At 51.5% G+C, this 23,197-nt stretch carries 27 protein-coding genes; 15 read left to right on the top strand and 12 right to left on the bottom strand.

Going from position 1 to position 23,197, the window contains the following annotated elements:
• Positions 1 to 14: 14 nt before the first annotated feature.
• The 4 genes from E3E23_RS00135 (at position 15) to E3E23_RS00120 (ending at position 4,826) form a co-directional block, all read left to right on the top strand.
• A complete protein-coding gene (locus tag E3E23_RS00135; RefSeq protein WP_167906457.1) occupies positions 15 to 305 on the top strand; it encodes a MazG nucleotide pyrophosphohydrolase domain-containing protein in 291 nt (96 codons plus the stop codon).
• Between the two features lie 133 nt (positions 306 to 438).
• Positions 439 to 1,860, top strand: coding sequence for a TldD/PmbA family protein (locus E3E23_RS00130; RefSeq protein ID WP_167906455.1), 1,422 nt, complete (start codon positions 439 to 441; stop codon positions 1,858 to 1,860).
• A 10-nt stretch (positions 1,861 to 1,870) separates the two neighbouring features.
• A complete protein-coding gene (locus tag E3E23_RS00125) occupies positions 1,871 to 3,193 on the top strand; it encodes a TldD/PmbA family protein (protein ID WP_167905520.1) in 1,323 nt (440 codons plus the stop codon).
• 349 nt (positions 3,194 to 3,542) lie between these two features.
• Positions 3,543 to 4,826, top strand: a complete 1,284-nt coding sequence (locus tag E3E23_RS00120) for an MFS transporter (protein WP_167905518.1) — start codon at positions 3,543 to 3,545, stop codon at positions 4,824 to 4,826.
• A 57-nt stretch (positions 4,827 to 4,883) separates the two neighbouring features.
• Here E3E23_RS00120 and E3E23_RS00115 read toward each other — a convergent pair whose 3' ends face one another.
• From E3E23_RS00115 to cobB, 6 genes are read right to left on the bottom strand one after another with little or no spacing between them, the layout of a single operon-like run.
• The gene (locus E3E23_RS00115) at positions 4,884 to 5,390 is read right to left on the bottom strand and encodes a COG2426 family protein (RefSeq protein ID WP_371807506.1); all 507 of its coding nucleotides are present in this window, start codon (positions 5,388 to 5,390) and stop codon (positions 4,884 to 4,886) included.
• Positions 5,344 to 5,967, bottom strand: coding sequence for a phosphatase PAP2 family protein (locus E3E23_RS00110; protein WP_167905514.1), 624 nt, complete (start codon positions 5,965 to 5,967; stop codon positions 5,344 to 5,346). The genes E3E23_RS00115 and E3E23_RS00110 overlap by 47 nt, the downstream gene beginning before the upstream one ends.
• A gap of 40 nt (positions 5,968 to 6,007) precedes the next feature.
• The gene (locus tag E3E23_RS00105; protein WP_082872007.1) at positions 6,008 to 6,589 is read right to left on the bottom strand and encodes an ASCH domain-containing protein; all 582 of its coding nucleotides are present in this window, start codon (positions 6,587 to 6,589) and stop codon (positions 6,008 to 6,010) included.
• The gene (locus E3E23_RS00100) at positions 6,546 to 7,274 is read right to left on the bottom strand and encodes a TIGR02253 family HAD-type hydrolase (protein WP_167905512.1); all 729 of its coding nucleotides are present in this window, start codon (positions 7,272 to 7,274) and stop codon (positions 6,546 to 6,548) included. Before E3E23_RS00100 ends, E3E23_RS00105 begins: the two co-directional genes overlap by 44 nt.
• 35 nt (positions 7,275 to 7,309) lie before the next feature.
• Complete coding sequence (locus tag E3E23_RS00095) at positions 7,310 to 7,726, bottom strand: DUF3783 domain-containing protein (RefSeq protein ID WP_371807505.1); 417 nt, start codon at positions 7,724 to 7,726, stop codon at positions 7,310 to 7,312.
• On the bottom strand, positions 7,723 to 8,475 hold the full coding sequence (gene cobB, locus E3E23_RS00090; RefSeq protein ID WP_167905510.1) for an NAD-dependent protein deacetylase: 753 nt from the start codon (positions 8,473 to 8,475) through the stop codon (positions 7,723 to 7,725). The genes E3E23_RS00095 and cobB overlap by 4 nt, the downstream gene beginning before the upstream one ends.
• 217 nt (positions 8,476 to 8,692) lie before the next feature.
• On the opposite strand from cobB, the gene glyA reads away from it, so the two are divergent.
• The 10 genes from glyA (at position 8,693) to E3E23_RS00040 (ending at position 16,551) form a co-directional block, all read left to right on the top strand.
• Positions 8,693 to 9,976, top strand: a complete 1,284-nt coding sequence (glyA, locus tag E3E23_RS00085; RefSeq protein ID WP_167905508.1) for a serine hydroxymethyltransferase — start codon at positions 8,693 to 8,695, stop codon at positions 9,974 to 9,976.
• Between the two features lie 141 nt (positions 9,977 to 10,117).
• A complete protein-coding gene (locus tag E3E23_RS00080; protein WP_167905506.1) occupies positions 10,118 to 10,552 on the top strand; it encodes an immunoglobulin-like domain-containing protein in 435 nt (144 codons plus the stop codon).
• Between the two features lie 15 nt (positions 10,553 to 10,567).
• The gene (locus tag E3E23_RS00075) at positions 10,568 to 10,987 is read left to right on the top strand and encodes an immunoglobulin-like domain-containing protein (protein ID WP_167905504.1); all 420 of its coding nucleotides are present in this window, start codon (positions 10,568 to 10,570) and stop codon (positions 10,985 to 10,987) included.
• Positions 10,988 to 11,089: 102 nt separating this feature from the next.
• Entirely contained in the window at positions 11,090 to 11,419 is a 330-nt protein-coding gene (locus tag E3E23_RS00070) for a transcription factor S (RefSeq protein ID WP_167905502.1), read from the top strand.
• Positions 11,401 to 11,583 carry a hypothetical protein gene (locus E3E23_RS00065; protein ID WP_068667227.1) on the top strand — a complete coding sequence of 61 codons (183 nt, stop codon included), beginning with the start codon at positions 11,401 to 11,403 and terminating at the stop codon, positions 11,581 to 11,583. Before E3E23_RS00070 ends, E3E23_RS00065 begins: the two co-directional genes overlap by 19 nt.
• 2 nt (positions 11,584 to 11,585) lie before the next feature.
• Entirely contained in the window at positions 11,586 to 12,335 is a 750-nt protein-coding gene (locus E3E23_RS00060; protein WP_167905500.1) for a DNA polymerase sliding clamp, read from the top strand.
• A gap of 35 nt (positions 12,336 to 12,370) precedes the next feature.
• Positions 12,371 to 12,940, top strand: coding sequence for a hypothetical protein (locus E3E23_RS00055; RefSeq protein ID WP_167905498.1), 570 nt, complete (start codon positions 12,371 to 12,373; stop codon positions 12,938 to 12,940).
• A 6-nt stretch (positions 12,941 to 12,946) separates the two neighbouring features.
• A complete protein-coding gene (locus E3E23_RS00050) occupies positions 12,947 to 14,857 on the top strand; it encodes a molybdopterin-dependent oxidoreductase (protein ID WP_167905496.1) in 1,911 nt (636 codons plus the stop codon).
• Positions 14,858 to 15,083: 226 nt separating this feature from the next.
• Positions 15,084 to 15,734: a peroxiredoxin gene (locus tag E3E23_RS00045; protein ID WP_167905494.1), complete on the top strand. Its 651-nt coding sequence runs from the start codon at positions 15,084 to 15,086 to the stop codon at positions 15,732 to 15,734.
• 199 nt (positions 15,735 to 15,933) lie between these two features.
• Positions 15,934 to 16,551, top strand: coding sequence for a ferritin family protein (locus tag E3E23_RS00040; RefSeq protein ID WP_240920697.1), 618 nt, complete (start codon positions 15,934 to 15,936; stop codon positions 16,549 to 16,551).
• Positions 16,552 to 16,715: 164 nt separating this feature from the next.
• Here the strand turns inward: E3E23_RS00040 and E3E23_RS00035 are convergent, their stop codons facing one another.
• The 6 genes from E3E23_RS00035 to E3E23_RS00010 all read right to left on the bottom strand — a co-directional run bounded on the left by E3E23_RS00035 (position 16,716) and on the right by E3E23_RS00010 (position 22,816).
• Positions 16,716 to 17,420 carry an ABC transporter permease gene (locus E3E23_RS00035; protein ID WP_167905492.1) on the bottom strand — a complete coding sequence of 235 codons (705 nt, stop codon included), beginning with the start codon at positions 17,418 to 17,420 and terminating at the stop codon, positions 16,716 to 16,718.
• The gene (locus E3E23_RS00030) at positions 17,417 to 18,121 is read right to left on the bottom strand and encodes an ABC transporter permease (protein WP_167905491.1); all 705 of its coding nucleotides are present in this window, start codon (positions 18,119 to 18,121) and stop codon (positions 17,417 to 17,419) included. The genes E3E23_RS00035 and E3E23_RS00030 overlap by 4 nt, the downstream gene beginning before the upstream one ends.
• The gene (locus tag E3E23_RS00025) at positions 18,118 to 18,969 is read right to left on the bottom strand and encodes an ABC transporter ATP-binding protein (protein WP_167905490.1); all 852 of its coding nucleotides are present in this window, start codon (positions 18,967 to 18,969) and stop codon (positions 18,118 to 18,120) included. The genes E3E23_RS00030 and E3E23_RS00025 overlap by 4 nt, the downstream gene beginning before the upstream one ends.
• A 106-nt stretch (positions 18,970 to 19,075) precedes the next feature.
• Complete coding sequence (locus E3E23_RS00020; RefSeq protein ID WP_167906452.1) at positions 19,076 to 19,819, bottom strand: class I SAM-dependent methyltransferase; 744 nt, start codon at positions 19,817 to 19,819, stop codon at positions 19,076 to 19,078.
• A gap of 266 nt (positions 19,820 to 20,085) precedes the next feature.
• Positions 20,086 to 20,403 carry a thioredoxin family protein gene (locus E3E23_RS00015; RefSeq protein ID WP_167905489.1) on the bottom strand — a complete coding sequence of 106 codons (318 nt, stop codon included), beginning with the start codon at positions 20,401 to 20,403 and terminating at the stop codon, positions 20,086 to 20,088.
• Positions 20,404 to 20,413: 10 nt separating this feature from the next.
• Complete coding sequence (locus E3E23_RS00010; RefSeq protein ID WP_167906451.1) at positions 20,414 to 22,816, bottom strand: heavy metal translocating P-type ATPase; 2,403 nt, start codon at positions 22,814 to 22,816, stop codon at positions 20,414 to 20,416.
• Positions 22,817 to 22,931: 115 nt separating this feature from the next.
• Here E3E23_RS00010 and E3E23_RS00005 point away from each other — a divergent pair.
• On the top strand, positions 22,932 to 23,197 hold a 266-nt coding region (locus E3E23_RS00005; protein ID WP_167905488.1), incomplete at its 3' end, for an Lrp/AsnC family transcriptional regulator.

Below are 23,197 nucleotides of genomic sequence, written 5' to 3'. Positions count from 1 at the left end.
CCTCGGTGAAGAAGATGGAGCTTCGCGAGTTCCAGGAAATGATAAGGGAGATTTACTTTCATAAGGACTCGAAGCGCGGAGTGGATAAAACGTTCCTCTGGTTCGTGGAAGAGATTGGCGAGTTAGCAGAGGCGATAAGGAAGAATGACATGGAGGCAATGGAGGAGGAGTTCGCCGACGTCTTGGCGTGGCTCTCCAGCCTGGCCAACCTTGTCGGAATAGACCTCGAGGAGGCAGCCAAAAAGAAATACCCCGGCGTCTGCCCCTACTGCGGCAACAGTCCCTGCACCTGCGAGGAGAAGTGAAGGATATATTCCTCTCTTCGTTTCTGCCTTCCAGACGTGGAAGATTGTAGCCTCTTTTTCGACCACCATCTGAGCGAAAAGATTTTTATACTCCTGAACGCACCATTCTATGCAGTAAGCTGAGGTGATGTGCATGCATGAACTCGTTGAGTTCGCCGTTGAAAAGGCTTTAGAGCTCGGGGCGAGCTATGCCGAGGCTCGCTTTGAGGAGAAGGACGGCACTTCTCTGACCATGAAGAACGGCAATCCAGAAGGCCTCGAGGTCATCTCCGACAGGGGAATTGGCGTGAGGGTTCTGGTCGATGGAGGCATGGGTTTTGCCTCGACAAACGTCCTCACCAGGGAAAGCGTTGCTGAAGCGGTTAAAAAGGCTGTCAAGCTCGCTAAAGCAGCTGCGAAGGTAAGGAATGAGCCTATTCGCTTTAGCGATGAGGACTTCCACAAGGTTTACTACGAGGTCAAGATGAGGAAGGACTTCCGGGACGTCTCAGCGGAGGAAAAGCTTGAGCTCCTCAAGAAGGTTGAGGAGGACGTTCTCGACACGGGCATCAACGTGCCCATGAGGTACCTGGGCTACTCGGACTACGTCTGGCACAAGATATTCGCCAACAGTGAGGGGGCGCTGGTTGAGAGCGTTATCCCAAAGGTCTCGATAATGTATAACCTCGTCGTCCTCGAGAACGGCCAGATGGAGCAGGCTCCATTCGTCCAGAGGGCCTTCTCTGGCGGCTTAGAGCTCATAGAGAAAGATGAGCCCTGGAAGTGGGCAGTGAAGGACGTTCAGGCCCTGAAGAAGCTCATAGGTGAGGGACAGAAGCCGCCTGAGGGGAAAGTGGATGTGGTCATAAGCCCCGAGGTCGCTGGAATAGCTGTTCACGAGAGCGTTGGACACCCGTATGAGGCGGATAGAATATTCGGCAGGGAGGCGGCGCAGGCCGGTGAAAGCTTCGTAAAGCCGGAGATGCTTGGCGAGAGGATCGGAAGCGAAGTTGTCACAGTCATAGAAGATCCAACGATACCCAACAGCTGGGGCTTCTATCTCTACGACGACGAGGGCGTTAAGGCAAGGCCGCGCTACCTCATCAAGGACGGAATAATCACCGAGTTCCTCACCAACAGGGAGTATGCCGCAAAGCTCGGGCGGAGGTCGAACGCAGCGGCGAGGGCCATAAACTACAACCGCGAGCCGATAGTGAGGATGGCGAACACATACCTCGCGCCGGGCGACTACAGCTTCGAGGAGCTGATTGAGGACATAAAGCTCGGCGTCTACATGGTCTCCTTCAACGAGTGGAATATAGACGACAGGCGTTACCAGCAGCGCTACATCGGCAGAGAGGCTTATCTCATCGAGAACGGCGAGATTAAGCACCCCGTGAGGAGACCGATTCTGGAGATAACCACCAAGGCACTGTGGAGCAGCGTCGATGCCGTTGGCAAAGAGGTTGAGTACTTCCCAGGAACCTGCGGCAAGGGCGAGCCTGGCCAGGGCGTTCCGGTCTGGATGGGAGGTGCCCACGCGAGGCTCAGAAGAATACCGCTGAGGAGGCCGTGAGGTGGTGGAGATGTTTGACGTTAACGAATTCATCCTTAAGAAGGCCAAAGAGCTTGGCTTCGGCGATGTTGTCGTCCTCGGCTACGAAATGGACAGGCGCCAGGTGCGCTTCGCCAACAACGAGATAACCGTCGCCAAGAACTGGCACGAGAGGAAGGTGGAGCTCTTCGTCGAGCTTGAGAAGAGGATCGCGGGAACGAGCATCACCGAGCTGAGCGAGGAGAACATCGAGAGGACGCTCAAGGCCCTGCTCTCGACTTTAAAGAACATGTCTCCAAAGGAGGACTACTACGGCATCGCCGAGGGACCCTTCAAATACAGGGATATACCAGAGACCTTTGATAAGGCCATAGTCGAGCTCGATGAGCCGAACGAGTACGTTGAGACCGCCATAAACGCGGCCCTAGAGGAGGGGGCTAAGCGCGTCGCCGGTGTTCTCTACACTGACCACAACAGGCTTTATCTAACCACGAGCAACGGCGTCGAGGCCTTTGACGAGGGAACGGGAATAGAGATAAGCGTTAGAGCCTTCATCGGCGACCTTGAGAGCGGCCACGGGACAAACTCGGTTAGAGTTCTCAAAAAGTTCGATCCAGAGAGCGCTGGAAGAAAGGCTGGAGAGATAGCCAGCTTAGCTAGAAACCCGGAACAGGGGCCTGAGGGTAAGTTCGATGTTATCTTTGATCCGTTAGCCTTCGCCAACCTTCTCAGCTATATGAGCTTCATGACCTCAGCCTTCGCTGCCGAGGCGGGCTTCTCCTTCCTCGTCGGCAAGCTCGGCCAAACGGTTGCGGCCGAGGGAGTAACGATAAAGGACGTCGGCAACATACCCAACGCCTACGGCACCAGAAAGTTCGATGACGAGGGCGTTCCGACGAGGGAAACCACCATAATTGAAAGCGGCACCTTCAAGACCTTCCTCCTCAACACGAGCCTAGCTAAGAAGTACGGAACCGAGACCACAGCCAACGCGGGTTTGACGATGCCCCACGCCTGGAACATACTCCTTGAGCCTGGCGACTACTCAAAGGACGAGCTCTTCGAGGACGTCAGAAGGGGCATCTACATCACCAACGTCTGGTACACGCGCTTCCAGAACTACGTCAAGGGCGACTTCTCAACCATCCCAAGGGACGGCATCTTCCTTGTCGAAAACGGCGAGCTGAAGCCCATAAGGAACATCCGCGTGAGCGACAACTTCCAGAGAATTCTGGAGAACATCACCGCCCTTGGAAAGGAGCTCCACCACATCCACTGGTGGGAGGTCAGGACGCCGGTCTTCACCCCATACGTGCTCGTGAAGGACGTGGGAATAACGAGGGCGACGATGTAAGGTCTTTTCTCTTTCCCCTTTCTGCAATTTAATCCACCATCTTAACCGGATGACAATCATTAGGATCGCGAACAGCGTCATCAAAAGCGGCCCTTCCACGGTCTTGTTCATGTAGCTCCCGATGTGAACTCCAGGAACGCTCGTGGTGGCCATCAACACTCCAATTTTAGAAGCCACAATCCCTTTCTCAGGCATCACGAACCCCATGACCGCGTTATCCCTATGGCAACCAGCCAAAGATGGAGTATGAACGACTTTGAGGGTTTCAGTCGGCAAACACTTAAAAGTACTGTTTCTCTTTCCTTAATAATCTGAAAGGGCCCCGAATACACCGTAGTGGTGGTGAAAAATGGAAGTAATAGAAAATTCGGAGCTTAAAACCTTCCATTACAAGCTTCTGGCCGTCCTTGGAGCGATATGGGCATTCGTTGCAGTGAACACCATAGCCGCGAGCCTGATCATACCCCTGCTGAAGGAGGAACCCGCTTTCCAGGGTAGCCTCCCCAAACTCGGTTCGCTCGGCTCGGCGGCCCTCTTTGGAATGCTCTTCGGAGCGTGGCTTTTCGGAATCCTCGCGGATCACATAGGGAGGAAAAAGACCCTGACCCTAGCCGTCGTCACATTCTCGCTCGGATCCATAGCAAGCTCCTTCGCCGGGAGCCTTAACCAGCTGATACTCCTCAGGTTCATCGTCGGCCTGGGACTTGGAGGTTCCCTGCCCGTTGCCAGCTCGTACTTCGCCGAGTTCATGCCCAAATCCGTGAGGGGAGCAATGATTTCCATCCTGGAGAGCTTCTGGGCTATAGGAACCATAATCATCGGAGTGGTGGCCCTCCTTGTGATGGCAGACTGGAGGAATATCCTGCTATTCGGCGGATCAATCCTGATTATCCTGCCGCTCTTTCTGACACTCCCAGAGTCTCCGAGGTTCTTACTCGTGAAAGGCAGGATCTCCGAGGCGGAGGGGACACTGAAGAGAATCTTCGGCGTTGATGTAAAGCTTCAGAAACCCTCGGAGGAACACAGGAAAGCATCCATAGCAGACCTCTGGAAGAAGTACTCAAGGAGGACACTAATGCTGAGCATAGCATGGTTCAGCATAGCGTTTGCCTACTACGGCTTCTTCATCTGGCTTCCGAAGTTCTTCTCCTCAACGCTTGGAATAACCGTCTTCAAGAGCTTCCAGTACTTCATCATAACTGCAGTTGCCCAGTTGCCTGGATACTGGAGTGCCGCCTATCTGATTGAGCACGTTGGAAGGAAGAAAACGCTCTCTTCGTACCTGTTCCTCTCAGGGATTGCGGGTTTGATGTTCTACTTCGCGGCGAGCTCAGCCAACACATCCATGATACTTGCGAGCGCCATAATGTTCAGTTTCTTCAATCTGGGTGCCTGGGGCGCCATCTACGCCTATACGCCCGAACTTTATCCGACCAGTGTAAGGGGGACTGGAACAGGGTGGGCAGGAGCAATGGCTAGGATAGGCGGTGGGATAGCCCCAATAGTTGCAGGGAGAATCATGGAACTCAGCGACACTGCGCTGGCGGTTCTGACCATAGCAGTGATCTCTCTAATAGGCGCCCTCGACGTTCTGGCCCTTGGTGAGGAGACAAAAGGAAAGGAGCTAGCTTAGCTTCGAATTTCATTTTCTCTGTTTTCCGGATTCACATCGCTATAAATTATGTGAGCATTACGACAGCACGAAAACCCCAAGGCTTGGTATGAGCGTTATCGCCATGCTGAGCAGGCCGCCAAGGATTAGGGCGGGAACGGCCATTCTTTTCTCGATTCCAAGGAGGTAGGCAGCTAAGGCGCCAGTCCAGATCCCCGTCCCTGGGAGGGGTATGGCGACGAAGATAGTCAGCCCGAGGAAGCCCCATCTCTCGACGTATGGATGGGCCTTTTTCCTCACGCGCTCCACGTAGTAGAGGTAGAGCCTCGCGATTTTCTCAAGGGGTGTCTTTTCCAGCCAGAGCATCAGCTTGTCCAGGTAGGGGAGCGTAATCGGAAGAACCAGCGATAGTATCAGGACACCGAGGGAAGCCACTATCAGGGTCTCGTAGAGGGGATAGCCTTTTCCTATACCGTAGACTATGGCATACCTACCTTCAAAGGTCGGGAGGAGTGAGAGGAGAAAAACCCTCAGGAGCTCATTCAACCCGGAGCACCCCCAGTTTAAGCCTTTCAACGACGGCATTGTAGACTGGAAGCCAGCGGCTCTCGGTGACCCTGACCAGAGTATAAAGCCAGGGAGCGAGGATTAAGCTGAAGAGAACATCGCTGAGCCAGTGGTAGTGGAGGAGGAGCCTCGTAAAGGTTATGGCTAAGGCGTAGACCCAAAAGAGTGGCTTGAGCCTCTCCCAGCGGTCGCTTCCATAGGCCGCTATCAATGCAGCCCTGAAGGTGTGGCCGGACGGAAAAGAGCCGGAGCTAAAGGCTCCCGCTACCGGCAAGGGTCTCGGCCTCGGAACCCCCAGAGTGAACTTCAACAAACCGACCACAGCCAGTCCGGCAAAGGCAGCAATGACGAAGGCGAACGTCTCCCTGGAGAGCCTCTCCCTCTCGCGCCAGTCGAGGAAAATTGCAAGAACTATGAATGCAAAAAAGGGCATATCATCGCCGAGAAACGTGAACGCGCGAACCAAAGGGATATCGACGAGAGGGATGGCAGAGTTTACAGCCCGGTTTATCCCATCGAACAGGCCCGCCAGCTGGGCAATGAAAACGATTGCAAGGGCAACCGGGAGGATTGTAAGCTTTCTTCTCTCGTCCATGGCACTCTGAAAAGGAAAACGACACTAAAAAAGCTTTCCGTTAGATAACGCCGGCTGCATAGAGCGCATGATATGCCTTGAGCAGTGCCTGCTGGACTTTTTTCGGCCCAAATGTTCTGACTGCCCTTCCAAGGCCCTCGTTGTATATCCTGCGCAGTATGAAGTCCGTCTCCCGGTTCAGGTTCAGCTTTTCCTGGTTCTCAAGGTAAAGGCGGGCTATTTCATCGGGCTCGCGGTAGTTGAGCCCCTTGAGCCACTTGAGCGGGATACCGTCGTCGAAGCGCTTTATCATTTCAAAGCCTATAATCGTAACCTCGTCGTCGCCGTAGAGCTCGCCGTATATCTTGGAGAGCTCCCTGACCAACTGGCCCACGTCGGAAAAGCCGTCAAGCTTTGCGTCTTCGTTGGTGAGCTCCTTGACCTTCTTCCGCTCAACGCGGGTTATCCTGACCTTGGCTATGGCAGTGTCGCTCGGCGTTATGACGAGGTAGACCTCGCTCCCCGGCTTGGCCTCGTAGTTTCCGTAGCGTATCGTCGTAACTTTGTCCCCACGCAGGATTCTGGACTTGTATGCGCTGTCAATCAGCATGAACTTCCTTATCTGAACGCTTTTCCCCCTCACTCGTCAACCTCCTGACTATGTTGAGAACCTCTTCAAGGGAGTTAATGGTAAAGTCAGCGTACTCGAGGTAGTCCAGCTCGCGGTTGGCGTACTTCCCGTATTTAAACCACACGGTCTTCATGCCCACGTTCTTGGCACCGTATATGTCGGAGTACAACCTGTCGCCGACCATGAGGGCCTCGTGGGGCTCGGCGTTGAACCTCCTGAGGGCCTTCTTGAATATCTTTGGATGGGGCTTTTTGACGCCGACGAAGTCCGAGATAAAAACCGCATCGAAGTAGTCATCGAGCTCAAGGCGGAGTATCTTTTCCCACTGCTTTATCGGATCCCCGTCAGTGATAATACCGAGACTGAGCCCCTCTCTCTTGAGCTCAAGCAGGACTTTTCTCGCACCCTTAACGCTTCTCAGGTGGGCAAACTTGGTGTTGTGATACGCTATAACTCCAGCCGCCACCCATTTGGGGTCGTAAGGAAGATCAAGACGGCGCAGAAGGTAATCAAAATGCCTGCCGAAGTTGCTCCCGTACTCGTTTATCAGTTCAAGGAGCTCGTGATAGGCAGTGTCGAAATCAACTGGAAGACCGTGTCTCACCATGTTCTCTATCGCGTTCCTCCGTGCCATCTCGGCCAGTTTGGACGTGTCCACGATGGTATCGTCGAGGTCAAAAAACACGACCTTTATCATCTCCCCACCCGCCATTAGTTGTGCTTTGGGGTAATTTAACCTTTCTCCAAATCCAGAAACGGGCCCTTCTTCCTGGCGCCCTGCTCCCGGGCCCATCTCAAAGCCTGAAAGTACTCGTCCTCGGCCATCAGTTCGTCCAGGAGATCCTCCAGCTTCCACGTTAGGGAAGTCTCGGTGGTGGTGGCGAATATGATCCTTCCGAGGTCGAGGGATCGGACGGTTTTTATCACCTCTTTGAGGGTCTCGTTATCAACGCCGTGCATTATTACGAACTTCCTCAGATGCCAGTAGCAGGAACCGCTCAGCGTCTCGGCCTTTTCCACTACATCCCCCACGATCCAGTCCCTGCAGTACTCGGGAATCTCGAAGACGCTGAGTCCCTTGAGGGCCTCCTTTACGGCATTTGCCTCCTCCTCGTTAAAACCAATGAGAAAAACCTTCCCCTTCATCATACCAGCCCCTTAATCCTCCCCATCAGTTTTTCCATCGCCTCGCCAGCGGGACAGCGGAGGAATACGTCGGCTATGGGCGTAATCCCGCTCTCCTCAGGGTTTACCTCAATGACTTTGCCCCCGGTTTCCTTGACTATCTGGGGGATGTACGCGGCCGGATACACCACGCCGCTCGTCCCTATGACGAGCACCAGGTCAGCCCTCTCCGCGAGCCTGAAGGCCTCTTCCAGTGCTTTTCTCGGCAGGGGCTCCCCGAACCAGACCACATCGGGCCGCAGGAGGGAGCCACACTCCGGACACTTTGGAAGGTCTTTCTCTTTCAGAAACTCTTCCAGGCGACCGCTCTCCTTCAGGTTCTCCTTATAGTCGCAGGAGGTGCACCTAACGCGAAATATGTTGCCGTGGAGCTCGATTAGATTCTTAGTCCCAGCCTCGCGGTGCAGATCATCAACGTTCTGAGTTATAACCGTCTTGAGGATTCCCATCCTTTCGAGCTCAGCTAAGGCGTAGTGAGCGGGGTTTGGCCTGGCCTTCCTTATTAGCTCCATCCTCCATTTGTAGAAGCTCCAGACGAGATGGGGGTCCCTCCTGAAGGCCTCTGGGGTGGCGAGCTCCTCTGGTCTGTGCGTCTTCCACAGGCCGTTGGAGCCCCTGAAGGTCGGAACCCCGCTCTCGGCGCTTATCCCGGCCCCGGTAAAAGCAATCGCAAACCTCGAGCGGGCGAGCAGTTTGGCCGCTTCTTCTATCATGAGTATACCTACGTCGGCAGTCCTTAAAAATCCTGCCCGGCTTTGAAACCCTTTCAGCACATGCAGCATACCTTGTAAAAAGTTTACTTTTTTTCACCATCTTCCGAAACAGCTCCTGCTTAGCTGCCAACAAAAGGAAAGGAGCACGTGAATAAACCTCCAATTCTGCGGTAAGGTTTATATTTTCCCCGCTCAAACCTCTATCGAGGTGTTTCCCATGGAGAACGGATACAAGATGTACAGGGACAAGGTTATTGAATATCTGGACGCCCACGAGAATTGGAGGAGCTCGACCATAAACCTCATCGCAAGTGAGAACATCACTTCTCCGAGCGTTAACCGTGCCGTTTCGAGCGGTTTTATGCACAAGTACGCCGAAGGATGGCCGAGACAGAGGTATTATCAGGGCTGTAAGTACGTTGATGAGGTCGAGCTCATCGGTGTTGACCTCTTCTGCAAGCTCTTCGGTAGCGACTTCGCTGACCTGAGGCCCATTTCTGGAACCAACGCCAACCAGGCGGTCTTCTTCGGTCTCACCCAGCCCGGAGACAAGGCGATAGTCCTTCACACCAGCCACGGTGGCCATATAAGCCACATGCCCTTCGGCGCCGCTGGAATGCGCGGCCTTGAAGTCTACACCTGGCCCTTCGACAACGAGGAGTTCAATATAGACGTTGACAAGGCTGAAAAGCTCATCCGCGAGCTCGAGCCAAGGATAGTCGTCTTCGGAGGCTCGCTCTTCCCGTTCCCGCACCCGGTTAAGGAGCTTGCGCCTGTTGCGAAGGAGGTCGGCGCTTACGTCATGTACGACGCAGCCCACGTGCTCGGTCTCATCGCCGGAAAGCAGTTCCAGGACCCACTTAGAGAGGGCGTCGACGTCATGACCGCCTCGACCCACAAGACATTCCCAGGACCGCAGGGCGGTATTATACTCTACAGGAACTTCGGCGATGACGTCGCCAAGCTCCAGTGGGCCATATTCCCAGGCGTGCTTAGCAACCACCACCTCCACCACATGGCCGGAAAGGTCATCACCGCCGCCGAGATGCTCGAGTACGGTGAGAAATACGCGGCCCAGATAGTCAAGAACGCCAAGGCTCTCGCCGAGGCCCTCGCTGAGGAGGGCTTCAAGGTCATCGGCGAGGACAAGGGCTACACCGAGAGCCACCAGGTCATAGTTGACGTCAGCGACCTGCACGAGGCCGCTGGCGGCTGGGCTGCGCCGCTCCTCGAGGAGGCAGGCATAATCCTCAACAAGAACCTCCTGCCGTGGGACCCGCTCGAGAAGGTCAACACCCCGAGCGGCCTCAGGATAGGCGTCCAGGAGATGACCAGGGTTGGAATGCTCGAGGACAACATGAAGGACATAGCGGTCTTCATGAGGCGCGTCCTCATCGACAAGGAGGACCCGAAGAAGGTCGAGAAGGAGGTCGCCGAGTACAGGAAGGAGTACCAGAAGGTCTACTACTCCTTCGACTACGGCCTCCCGATGAAGGAGTGATTCCCTCTCCTTTTCTTAATATCTCTGCGGAGTTAGGGACCAATAAGTGCTCCCTCTGTGCCCAGGCAGTTCACTTCAATCTCCCTTGAAGTTTTGACAACCGTTAAGAACTTGGAAGTTAATACTTCTCTGGTGGCTCGCATGAGAAAAGCAGTCTCTGTACTGTTGGCACTCCTGATAATTCCCGTGGCGTATTTCCTGGCTTCCTCCCTCGGAGGAGATAATGGGGGAACTGACGAAGTCCCCGCCGTTCCAGACGTCGTTCTGAAACTTGACAAGACGGGCTATGCCCCGGATGAGACTATGGTTTTAACAGTGGTCAACAACGCTGACTCGGAGGCAACAACCGGCTATGCATTCCAGCTTTACAGACTTGAGAACGGCAACTGGAAGGAGGTAAACCTTGACATGGCCTTCATAGAGATAGCTATCATCATTGAACCCGGCAAGAGCTGGGAGCAGATGATAGACCTCTCAAAGCTCAATCTTGAGCCAGGGCACTACAAGATCGTCAAGAGCATCTTCGTGGGCAATGTAACTGTAAAGCCCGAAGCCGAGTTTGACATCAAAGGATGAAGGGAGGAAGGCCCCTTGAAGAAGGCTCTACTGGTCTCGGCCATTATTCTTCTCTGGGGCTTAACCGGGCCTCACGTCATCGTCAGCCTCGACAAAACAACCTATGCCCACTGGGAGAGGCCTGAGCTCACGGTGAGGAACATCGGCTTGATGCCGATCACTTTTGGCCAGGGGTACCTCATCTACCGCTGGGAGAACGGGAGCTGGGTAAAGGTCAGACAGGGGCTCGTCTTCACGCTCCCAATTTATACTGTGCTCCCCTTCAGCTCGTGGAAGCAGAAGATTCGCCTCGTTTACCTCCCCACAAATCAGTCCATAGGAGACCCCCGTTATTACCCACCACTGCCCCCGGGGAGATACAGGGTCGTTAAAGAAGTGTGCGGCTGGCCGAGGGGTTGCCAGAACTTCTCCGTCGAGTTTGAGGTAACTGGATAGATCCAGAAAGACTGGCATTACGATTGGACTGGAATGCCCCATTTGCTTGGCAAAACTTTTTATTCCATCCCCCACTATTCTACCCTCAGCGGGGGTGAGGAGATGAAGTTCTGTCCGAAGTGCGGCAGCATCATGCTTCCGGACAAGAAGAAGAGGGTTTTCGTCTGCCGTAAGTGCGGCTACGAGGAGCCCATTAACCCGGAGGACGCCAAGAAATACAGGATTACCCAGAAGGTCGAGCACAAGCCTGACGAAGGCATAATCATCGTAGAACAGGACGTGGCGACTCTGCCGAAGGTCAAAATAACCTGTCCAAAGTGCGGCAACGACGAGGCCTACTGGTGGGAGCTCCAGACGAGGGCTGGCGATGAGCCGAGCACGATATTCTACAAGTGTACCAAGTGCGGCCACGTATGGAGGTCCTACGAGTGAACGAGGAGGAAAAGTTCGAAGTGCTCAGGCGGCTTGCTGAGAAGGCCCTTAAGGAGCTTGAGGAGGCTTATAAAAGACTGCCCGAAACCGACAACGGAAAAGCTTATTTATTTCGTGGAAAAGAAAGGGTTAGGCTGATGCTCAATATATTGAAGGAGGGGTAAAGATGCCGTTCGAGATAGTTTTTGATGGTGCCAAGGATTTCGCCGATCTTATTGCCACCGCGAGCAACCTCATAGACGAGGCTGCCTTTAAGGTAACCGAGGAAGGAATTTCGATGCGCGCCATGGACCCGAGCAGAGTAGTTCTCATTGACCTCAACCTCCCCGAGAGCATATTCAGCAAGTACGAGGTCGAGGAGGAGGAAACCATAGGCATCAACATGGATCACTTCAAGAAGATACTCAAGCGCGGAAAGAACAAGGACACCCTTATCCTCAGGAAGGGCGAGGAGAACTTCCTCGAGGTTACCTTTGAGGGAACCGCCAAGAGAACCTTCCGCCTTCCGCTCATAGAGGTTGAGGAGCTCGAGCTCGACCTTCCAGATCTGCCGTTTACCGCCAAAGTCGTCGTCCTCGGAGAGGTTCTCAAGGAGGCCGTGAAGGACGCTTCCCTCGTCAGTGACTCCCTAAAGTTCATCGCCAGGGAGAACGAGTTCATCATGAAGGCCGAGGGCGAGACCAATGAGGTCGAGATAAAGCTTACCCTCGAGGACGAAGGTTTACTTGACCTTGAGGTCGAGGAGGAGACCAAGAGCGCCTATGGAATAAGCTACCTCGCCGACATGATCAAAGGCATCGGAAAGGCCGACGAAGTTATAATCCAGTTCGGCAATGAGATGCCCCTCCAGATGGACTACCCGATAAGGGACGAGGGCAAGCTCACCTTCCTGCTTGCCCCGAGGGTTGAGGACTGATTTCCTTCCCCTTCTTCATTTAGGCTGGTGGGAGCATGGACATCATCAAGCTCAGGGAACTGCTCGAGAGGGAGCTTTCCTCCAGCGAACTGGCCGAGCTGGACGAGGACTTCTACCGCGAATTCGACAGCCTTATAAAGGCCCTCAAGCTCAGCGCCGAGAGCTCCCACGAGAGAGGCGAGGACATAGAGGAACGGCTTTATCTGGCCCAGCTCAACATAGCCGAAAGGCTCATGCGCGAGATAATCAAAATCAGACTCCACAAAATAGTTGACCTCGCGGTCGAAGGCTTACCCTACGGAATGACCGCCGAGGAGAAGAGGATTTTCACCATCCTGCGGGCGTTCATCGAGCGCGAGGAGATACCCGTCGAGGTGCCGACCGAAGGCGTTGAAAAGGTGGAAGAGGTCCCCGAGGAGGAACCCCTGCCAAGGCGGGAGATCAGAGAAGCATATCTCGTCAAGATTGATATTCCCAAGGTTCTGGATCCGGAGCTTAGAGAGTATGGACCGTTTAAAGCCGGGGACCTGGTGACACTGCCAAAGGCCATAGCCAAAGTACTCCTCGAACGCGACGCGGCTGAGAAAATCAAGATAGCTCCGTGATGGGACATGACGTTCTCGGTGTGCATGCGGGATTGCTACGATACTTGCTCAATAGTGAGCGAGTTCAAAAGCGGCCGCCTAGTTGTTAAAGGAAACCCCGAGCATCCCGTAACGGCCGGCTTCCTCTGCCCCAAGGGTGCACTTCTGCCGAGGTGGTTCCATTCTAAGGAGAGACTTAGAGAGCCTCTCGTCCGGACTGGAGAAAGGGGAAGCGGAAACTTCAGGAGAACCAGCTGGGAGGAAGCGATAAACCTCGTTGCCGAGAAGCTCAGGGAAACTATCGAGAAGCACGGAAGCGAGAGCGTTCTGGTTTATCAGTACGCCGGTGATAGAGGGGTCGTGAACTACGCCTTCCCGCTCAGGCTCTTCCACTATCTCAACACTGCGATGCTCGACTATGGAATCTGCGACAGGGCCGGCCAGGAAGCTTTGAGGGACGTCTATGGTACTGCAGTTGGAATGGATCCCGAGGAGCTTAAAAACCAGAGGCTGCTCGTCTACTGGGGCATCAACGCCTTCTGGACGAACCTCCACGGATTCCTGCTGGCGAAGCGTTACGACCTTGAAATCTGGACTGTCGATGTAATAAGGACAGAAACTGCCAAGAGGAGCGAGAAGTTCTTCCAGATACGGCCAGACACGGACGTTCTCTTTGCCCTGGCCGTGGCGAGGCTCATAATCGAGAACGAGCTCCACGATGAAGACTTCGTGAGGGAGAACGTCTACGGTTTTGAAGAATTCAAGAATTATGTAACTAAATTGAACCTTGACCTCGTCGAGCGCGAGACGGGTTTGAGCCGCGAAGAAATCGAGGAGTTCGCCTTCGGCTTCGCCGAGAAGAGGGGTGTTATACACATCGGCTACGGCTTCCAGCGCTCCTTAAGCGGAGGCGAAGCGGTAAGGGCGATAGCGATTCTCCCTGCCTTAGTTGGCCACCGCCTTGGCTTCATCTACGACATGAAGACAATAGACAAGAGCTACGCCGAAGGAGCGTTTCTTAGGACCAAACCCATTAAGAGGATTCCCCAGATGAAGCTGGCCGAGTACATAGAGCGCGGTGAAATAAAGTTCCTCTACGTCTACAACTCCAACCCCCTGGCGAGTTTGCCCAATCAGAACAGACTTAGAAAGGCTCTGATTGAGAACGACGTCTTCATGGTTACCCACGACATATTCCTGACCGACACGGCACTCTTTTCCGATGTCGTTTTGCCGGCGAACACGTTCTTCGAGCGCCTTGACATAGCCGATTCATACTACCATCGCCACGTAGCTTTGAACGAGCCAGTAGCAAAGCTTTACGGAAAGAGCAACAGCGAGGTAACGAGGCTTTTGGCCAAGGCCCTTGGCATAGAAAATCCATACCTCTACGAGAGCGACGAGGAAGTAATAAGGAAGGTCCTCGAAGCCAACGGCCTAAGCTGGGAGGAGCTGAAGGCTAAGGGTTTCGTAAAGGTTCCAGAAAAGCCGAGGAAGTGGGAAACACCAAGCGGAAAGATAGAGTTCTACTCCCAGAGGGCCGTTGGGCGCGGTCTATCACCGTTTCCGGAATACAAGCCCCCACAGGGCAACTACCCGCTCCGCCTGCTCAGTCCAACGCACAGGATGACGATAACGAGCCAGTACCACAACACCTACGGGATAATAGATCCGAACCTTTATATGAACCCGGAGGATGCCGAGGAGAGAGGAATCTGCGACGGAGACACCGTGGAGGTTTTCAACGACAATGGGGGGATTAAAACGACTGTGAAACTTAGCGATGACGTTCCTAAAGGCGTCGTCCTGCTCTACAAGGCCTTCTGGCCATCGTTGCTCGGCTGGAACGTGAATTTCCTGACGAGTGATAAAACCGTCGAAAAATACGGTAACGGTTCTGCATATCATTCAACTTGGGTTGATGTGAGAAAAGTTTGAGGCGAAATCTCGGCCAAGATTTTCTCTTTCTGACAACCCCTGCCGATATTTTAATCACAAAATGACGGTAAATGAAGAACATTCTTTGCACGAACAACTCAGGGCTTATTAAGCAGATTGGATATTCGCCAAACTTTATGCCGTTAGCCGAACCGAAAGATTTATATAATCGAACCAAGCAGGTTTATAGTGAAAAAAACACACAAAAAGTAAGAGGTGATGAAAGATGGTCGTCATAGGAGAAAAGTTCCCAGAGGTCGAAGTTAAGACCACCCACGGAGTAATAAAGCTCCCGGACTACTTCGCCGAGAAGGGCAAGTGGTTCGTACTCTTCAGCCACCCTGCCGACTTCACCCCAGTCTGTACCACCGAGTTCTACGCCATGCAGAAGAGGGCCGAGGAGTTCAGGAAGCTCGGCGTCGAGCCAATTGGACTGAGCGTTGATCAGGTCTTCAGCCACATCAAGTGGATGGAGTGGATTAAGGACAACCTCGGCGTTGAGATCGACTTCCCCGTCATAGCCGACGACCGCGGTGAGCTCGCCGACAAGCTCGGCATGATCCCAAGCGGCTCCACCATAACCGCGAGGGCCGTCTTCGTCGTTGACGACAAGGGCGTCATCAGGGCGATAGTTTACTACCCGGCCGAGGTCGGCAGGGACTGGGATGAGATACTCAGGCTCGTCAAGGCCCTCAAGACCAGCGACGAGCACGGCGTTGCTCTGCCGCACAAGTGGCCGAACAACGAGCTTATCGGTGACAATGTCATCATCCCGCCGGCTGCCACCATCGAAGAGAAGAAGGCCCGCGAGGAGGCCAAGGCCAAGGGCGAGATCGAGTGCTACGACTGGTGGTTCTGCCACAAGAAGCTTGAGTGAGGCTTTTAGCTTCACCTCTTTTCTATCCTTCCATGGGAGATCGAGTAACTTCCTGGTTTCCCATTGCTCACGCCAATACTCCCTATGGCTGCAAAAAGGCTAAAGGTAATGGTGGGATGTCAAAGTGTTTCATTTGTTTAATTTTTTGGAAGTTTCCTAAAAATCCAAAAATAAAAGCAGCAAAAAAAGTTTAAAAAACATGAAGAAAATTACAAAGAGGGGAGCAATTATGGAAAGTCCATTAGAGGTTTTCATGAAAAAAGCAGAAATCGAAGAAAAGGTGAGGGAGATTCTGAAGCAGATTACCAAAATGCCCCTAAGGGATGTTCTGAGTTATGTTGTTAAAGGCGAAGGGGACTCAACAAGCCTTTACACTTTTCTCTATGAAAATATTCCCAGCGATTATTACAAAGAGAGATTTAAGGAGTTTATTGAGACAGAAAAATCCCATGAGCAAAAAGTAACAGAGATTTTTAAAACGTTATATCCCGGCGAAGAGCCAAAAGATGTCCCCTTTGAGAGTTGGACTGAAATATTCAAAGAAAGGGAGTTCAAGCTAAAAACAGCGAGGGAGTATCTTGATATTCTCGAAATCGCCATGGAATATGAGAAATTGGCAGAAGAAGTATATCTGTATTTGGAAAAGAACATAGGAATTCCAGAATATAAACAGATATTCCTAGAGCTCGCAAATGATGAACGCGATCACTATAATTTTGTGTTAAAGGAGTACGAGTTCTATAGGAAGATAAAGGCTGAACAAGAATTTCAAGAGCTCATCAAAGAGCTTATGAGGGATAAAAAAGAAAAGGGGTAGCCATTTTGCTGAGGAATGACAACAGTGCCTTGGTGGGATTATTCCCCTCCTTTCTTTAGCTGTCCAGATAAGCTTCTCCAGTATGTACCCGAAGGATAAGACCGTGAAGTACGTTCATTTTACATCGCATCTGACTGGGTGGAGCAGATTAATGAGAAACAAAGTCAAAGAACCCTTCTCCTGAACAGCCAGACCAGAGGCACCAGCCACATCAGATGGACCACCAGCCCCGGCCAGAAATCGCCGTAGTCGTTGAAAGGAATCCCCTCGAAGAGCCTGTAAACCCAGTAGGTCGGAAGAAAGGCCGTGAACTTGCTCCAATCAGTTGACATGTTCCTAGCGATCACGATGAACTTTATGGCCGGTGGAAGAATGAGCAGCCAGCCGGCGACTTTTGAAACTGTCAAAGCCTGCATCCTAGTCTTCGAGAAGTCAGTTATCAACAGCGCGTAGGTCCACACTTCAATGATGAAAAGTGCCATGAGCGCCAGGAGGCCTTTCCATGGAACCATTATGTCAAGAATTTTCGGCGCTAGGCCCGTGAGGATTACCGTTACAGCAGATGCCCAGAGGAGTCTGTACGTTAAGAAGGCCTCACTCGATATCGGAATCACCTGAAGGGCCGCTATAGTTTTCTCTTCCTTTTCGTTGGCCATCATGAAGCCGGGAATCATGCCGAAGATGAGGGGAATGAAGATGATGCAAAAGATTGCTGCGGGCGGATAGAGAACCCCCAGCCGGTCCTTGAAGTAGCGGACGACGAAAAGGAGGATTAGGGTAATGACGATGCTGTAAACGAGCATCGGGTCCCTTTTCAGCATCTTCCAGTCAATCCTGTAAATGGCGAGGAACTTCTTCACAAAACTCATCTCAATCCCTCCACGGCGTATTTGTAAAAGCGGATTTTAGCGAGGTTGTATGCTACGATGCCCCAGATTACAAGGGCAATGCCCGACCACATCAGTGTTTCCCTCGCTATCTCCTCGAAGCCCGCGTGGAAGAAGTAGAGTCCCGGATAGCTCGGTATAATGTAGAGCACCTTCCCCCATGGGCCGCTTATGAGCCCGTGGTATGCCGCAAAGGGCAGGAAAGAAAGCACCATGACGGCCAGCAGGGGCACGAAGTAGTCGTCCAGATCCCTGTATTTTGCAGCTATCGCTATGCCGAGGAGGGTGTAGACCACCGAGACCAGCAGAGTTCCGATGAGCACGTAGGCGATTTGGACGTTGAAGCCAGCACCGACGACCACTATCACTAGCGCCCCGATAAGAGCTAGTAAAGCCATGATGATCGTTTTGGAGAGGTAATAGTCGCGCCACTCCATCGGCGTCACGGAGAGCGCTCCAATAGTGCCGTCCTTCTTGTCGGAGAATATCGAGGTTCCAATGAACATAAAGCCGAGCATACCTGGCTCGATAAATATGAAAAGCGGTGCCATCGTCGGGACGTACTCCGCCGGGAAGGCCCTCAGCACAACGCCGTAAGCAAGGGCCACGAGGAAGTAGATGTGGTAGGTGTAGTTCCTTATGCCCACCTTGAACTCGACCTTCATAAGCTGGGCAAAGCTCATACGAGCCTCCTCCCCGTCACCTTTAGGAATATCTCCTCGAGCGTAGGCTCCTCCGTGTTTATCCTTCTTACCTCGTGGTTCCGGAGGATTTCGAGGAACTCCTCGTTCTGACCCAAGCCTTCTAGCGGGAATTCCCTAACCTCAACGTTGCCACTGGCGGCATATTCAACCTTCACAACCCTCTTACCCATCTTGACCTTGAGCTCCTTCGGGCTGTCCACGAGCCTCACAGCACCGTCCACTATGAAGGCCACCCTGTCGCAGAGCTCGTCCGCCACGTACATGTTGTGTGTCGTTAGAAAAATCGTCTTTCCGTTCTCCCTCATCTCAAGGAGCATGTCCTTAATCTTCCTTGCGCTTCCAGGGTCGAGACCCTCTAAAGGCTCATCGAGGAAGAGTATCTCCGGATCAGGGAGGAAGGCCCTCGCGAGGTCGAGCTTCTTCTTCATACCCTTGGAAAGGTTCCCAACCAACTGGTCTGCTTCCTTGTCAAGGCCCACCATTTTGAGCACATCCATGGGGTCAAGGTGCTTCTTGTAGAAGGAGGCAAAGAACTCAAGGTTTTCAAGGGCCGTGAGCTTCGAGTAAATTGCGGGAAACTCAAAGGAGACGCCTATTTTCTGGTAGTAGTCCTTGCCCCACTCTCTCAAGTCTTTTCCAAAGACTCTAACCTCGCCTTCGTAGTCCTTGATTATCTTGACCAAGATTTTAACTGTTGTCGTCTTTCCTGCCCCGTTGGGGCCCAAAAAGCCGTAGATTTCCCCTTCCTCAACGGAGAAGCTCAAGTTTTCAACGCCCCTCACTTCACCGTAGTATTTCCTAACGTTTTCAACCTCGATAACAGGCATGCTCCCACCGGAGTGATTACGGTGGAAAACTACTTAACCTTGACCCCCGCCCTATACGCGGGCGTGATGCGCTCTTTCATTAAAAAGAAAATGTGAGCTCCGAATTTTACCCCTCCCTTCTGGGCTTTTCACCTATAACCATTATCTCAATGTCGTCGAAATCCACCTTCCTCTTTCCCCACCTTCCAGCAGTGCCTCCCCAGATGGCTTTTACTTCAAACCCAACCATTTTGAACATTAAGTAAAGCTCTGTGGGGACGTAGACACGCTCTCTAATCGGGACTTTTGTGCCATCGGGTGCCTCAATTTCTTCAAAGAACGTCATGGTGTTTGGGTCGAAAGTTCCTTTGGCTATGTCCTCGTTTGATGCTCCTTTGACTCTTGAAAGGGCACTTAGGGCAGTCAAAATAAATTTCCCGCCGGGCTTTAGGGATTCATAAATGTTCTTGAGTATCGCCAAGTCGTGCTCTATTGGGTCGTCACTTGAACCGATTAACGAAAAAGCACCTTCGCAGAGGCATATGGCAGCGTCAAATTCCTCCTCACGCTTAAACTTCGTGGCGTCTGCTTTTATGAACTCCACTTCAACACCTTCTTTTTGAGCTCGTTTTCTTGCTTCTTCAAGCATTCCCTGGGATATGTCAATTCCTGTAACTTTGTAGCCTCTTTTTGCAAGCTCTATTGAGTGCCTTCCGACACCGCAGCCAACGTCCAGTATCTTGGCTCCTTCTGGCAGCTGAAACTCATTCAATAAAAACTCCACTTCCTCTTTTGTGTGTTTAGTAAACGGCTCTTCCAGGTAATGACTTGCCTCCCTATCAAAAAACTCTTCCCATTCGTTCTTTTTCATTGCCACCACATCCGAATTGTTCTCCGGTAGTTAAAAAGGCCTGAAGAAACTTAAACCTGACGTCTGCTAACCTGTTCCGGTGGCTCTGACATTTCAATCCACCAGACCTGCTAACTCCAGAATGAAACCCCCGAAACGTTCGTTCATCGGGTTTCTAAAATAGAGCCTATCCAAATCTAAGTCGGTGGTGGTCGTGAAGAATCTCGACCTTTATTAGTTTCATACGCAATCAAAGGGAACAAGATAAAAAGCAAAGCCCAGAAACTTCAGGAGTCAGAACCCAGAAGCATCATTAGCTTCTCCTCGACCTCTTCCTTCTTCCTCACCAGGTTCTGCCTCGTGATTTCATTTCCTTCTTTGAGATAAATCAGCGTAGGTACGTTCATGACGTCGAACTTCTCCGCAAGTGGAAGATGCTTCTCCACGTCAACCTCCCAGAACTCCACTTCCCTATACTCCTCGCTCAGCTCGTGCATAAACGGTTCAATCATCCTGCATGGTGGACAGCCAGGAGAAGAAAACCAAAGGAGGGCATATTTGGCCCTTTTAACTTTTCCAAAGTCACCATCAAACTCCCTGATCATCTTAACCACCTCAAATCTTAGCTTTTTTCAAAAGCAAGGAGTTTGTAACGACACTTACGCTGCTCAATGACATAGCTCCAGCAGCCCATTCTGGTCTGAAGGTGATTCCAAAGAGCACATAGGCCAGTCCAGCGGCGAAGGGTATTAGGATGGTGTTGTAGAACATCGCCCAGAAGATGTTCTGCTTAATCTTTGAGAGCGTCTTTTGGCTGAGCTTTATTGCCCTAACCACATCTCTTAAGTCGTTTTTAATCAAGACGATGTCTCCGCTCTCCATTGCTATGTCGGTTCCAGAGCTTACCGCTATGCCTATGTCAGCTTGAGCCAAAGCGGGAGCGTCGTTTATTCCATCTCCGACAAAAATGACTACTTCTCCCTTCTCCTGAAGCTTCTTCACTTCATTTGCTTTATCCTGGGGCAAAACTTCTGCTAAAACGTAATCTATGTTGAGCTGTCTAGCTATCGCTTCTGCGGTTCTTCTATTGTCGCCGGTAATCATTCCAACTTTCTTGCCCATTTTGTGAAGCTCTTCTATCGCTTCTCTCGCACCTTCTTTGATTGTGTCCGCTATTCCAATAACTCCCACTATTTTTCCGTCAATTGCCACTATTATGGCCGTTTTAGCCTCATCTTCAAGCCGGAGGAGGGCTTTTTCGACCTCTCCTTCTATTGAATAGCCATTCTCTTTGAACAGCTTTCTATTTCCGGCCAAGATTTCCTTTCCATCCACTACTGCCTTTACTCCCTTGCCGGTTATTGCCTCAAAGCTTTGAGACTCTTTAACCTCTAATCCGAGCTCTTGAGCTTTCCTAACTATGGCTTCTCCTAGTGGATGCTCTGAGCGCTTTTCAGCTGAAGCTACTAAGCTCAAAAGCTCTTTCTCATCAATGCCAAAAGTCACTACATCCGTAACTTCAGGCGTCCCTTTTGTTAGCGTCCCCGTCTTATCGAAGAGAACTATCGTGGCTTTCCTCGCTATTTCCAGTACTTCACCGTTCTTAATTAAAATGCCCATTTCAGCACCTTTGCCCATTCCAACTGTTAAAGCCGTTGGAGTTGCCAAGCCAAAGGCACATGGGCAGGCAATCACCAAAACGCTGAGCAGTGTTGTGAAGGCGAAGAGCAGGGGCTGGCCAGCTATGAAGTACCAGTATCCAAAGGAGATTAGTGCTATTGTCAAAACGGTTGGAATGAAGTATGTAACGACTTTGTCCGCTAATCTCTGAATCGGTGGTCTTGTATTTTGTGCCTCCTCAACGAGCCTAATTATTTGTGCCAGAACGGTGTCTCTTCCGACCCTCTTTGCCTCGATTTTAAGCACGGAGTTCTTGTTAATCGTTCCGCCGATAACCTCGTCGCCCTTCTTCTTTAAATTTGGAATTGGTTCTCCGGTAATCATCGATTCGTCAACGTAGCTTTCTCCCTCAATTACAATTCCATCGACTGGGATCCTCTCTCCAGGCTTGACTATGACAATATCGCCGACTTTAACTTCGCTTATTGGAACTTCAATCTCTTTTCCATCCCTAATTACGGTTGCCTTTTTAGCTTGAAGCCCCATGAGCTTTTTAATTGCCTCACTCGTTCTTCCTTTGGCCAAGGTCTCCAAGTAGCGTCCAAGCAGGAGGAAGGCCATCAGCAAAACGCTTGCCTCATAAAAGTTGAACTCCCTCGGAATAATTCCTATTGTAGCTAAAACGCTTGCAAAATAAGCAGAACCAATTCCCATGGAGTACATGACTTCCATGTTTAAGCTTTTGTGCTTCAATGAATTGAGAGCCTTTCCAAAGATATCCCTTCCAGCGTAGATTATTGCCAGAGTTGCCAGCAGGAATTGAATGTAAATTAGGTTGGGAATTTCAATTCCAAACCTGTGAAGCTGCGCTGAGGCGAAGAGAGGTATTCCTATTCCCCAAGCAACTGCAAGTTTTTTCTTCATTTCCCTTATGTGCTTCTCTCGAACCTCTTTTTCTACGTCATAGCTTTCCTCACCTTCAACTCCCAAGAATTGGTAGCCAACCTCTTCAATTGCCCTCTTAATGTCTTCCATGCTTACTAAACTTGGATCATAGCTTACCTTAGCCTTTTCAGTTGCCAAATTGACCTGGGCATCTAAAACCCCTGGGAGCTCTTTAAGAGCTACTTCAATGGTTTTAACACACATTGCACAGGTCATTCCACCGATTTTTATTATTGCGTCTCTCTTTTCCCTGACCACCTGGTAACCGAGCTCTTCAATCGTCTTTATAATCTGATTCAGGCTGACCCTTGACTCGTCGAAGTCCACGTAAACACTCTCAGAGCCTAAATTGGCTCTGGCGTCTTTAACGCCATCAAGCTCTTTTAGGGCCGTTTCTATGGTTTTTACGCACATGGCACAGGTCATGCCGTTGACTTTAAGCGTGAGCTTCATAACCACCACCGATATTTACTCAACAGCACACCTTAAGGGCATTATTTCTACCAAAGTGTAAACACTAACCGAAGAATTTTTATATTTTGAAACAAATAACCCACAGGTGTTTACCATGACAAAGCTGGATGAACTGGATTTGAAGCTGATATACCTCCTCATGGACAACTCGAGATTGAGCATTTCCGAACTCGCGGAGAGACTCAGCGTCAGCAGGCCAACTGTTAAAACGAGGCTGGAAAAACTTGAGAAAGAAGGAATTATTCAGCGTTACACGATTAAACTCAATCCGGAACTCCAGAGGGCCCACAACGTCGTTGCTCTGATAATCAAAACTGACGAGCCAGAGAAGCTTCAAGAGTTCGAGGAAATCATCGAGAT

The sequence above is a fragment of the Thermococcus sp. CX2 genome (genome assembly GCF_012027555.1).
In the GTDB taxonomy this organism is placed as follows: domain Archaea; phylum Methanobacteriota_B; class Thermococci; order Thermococcales; family Thermococcaceae; genus Thermococcus.
This window is presented reverse-complemented; position numbering and strand designations above follow the sequence as displayed.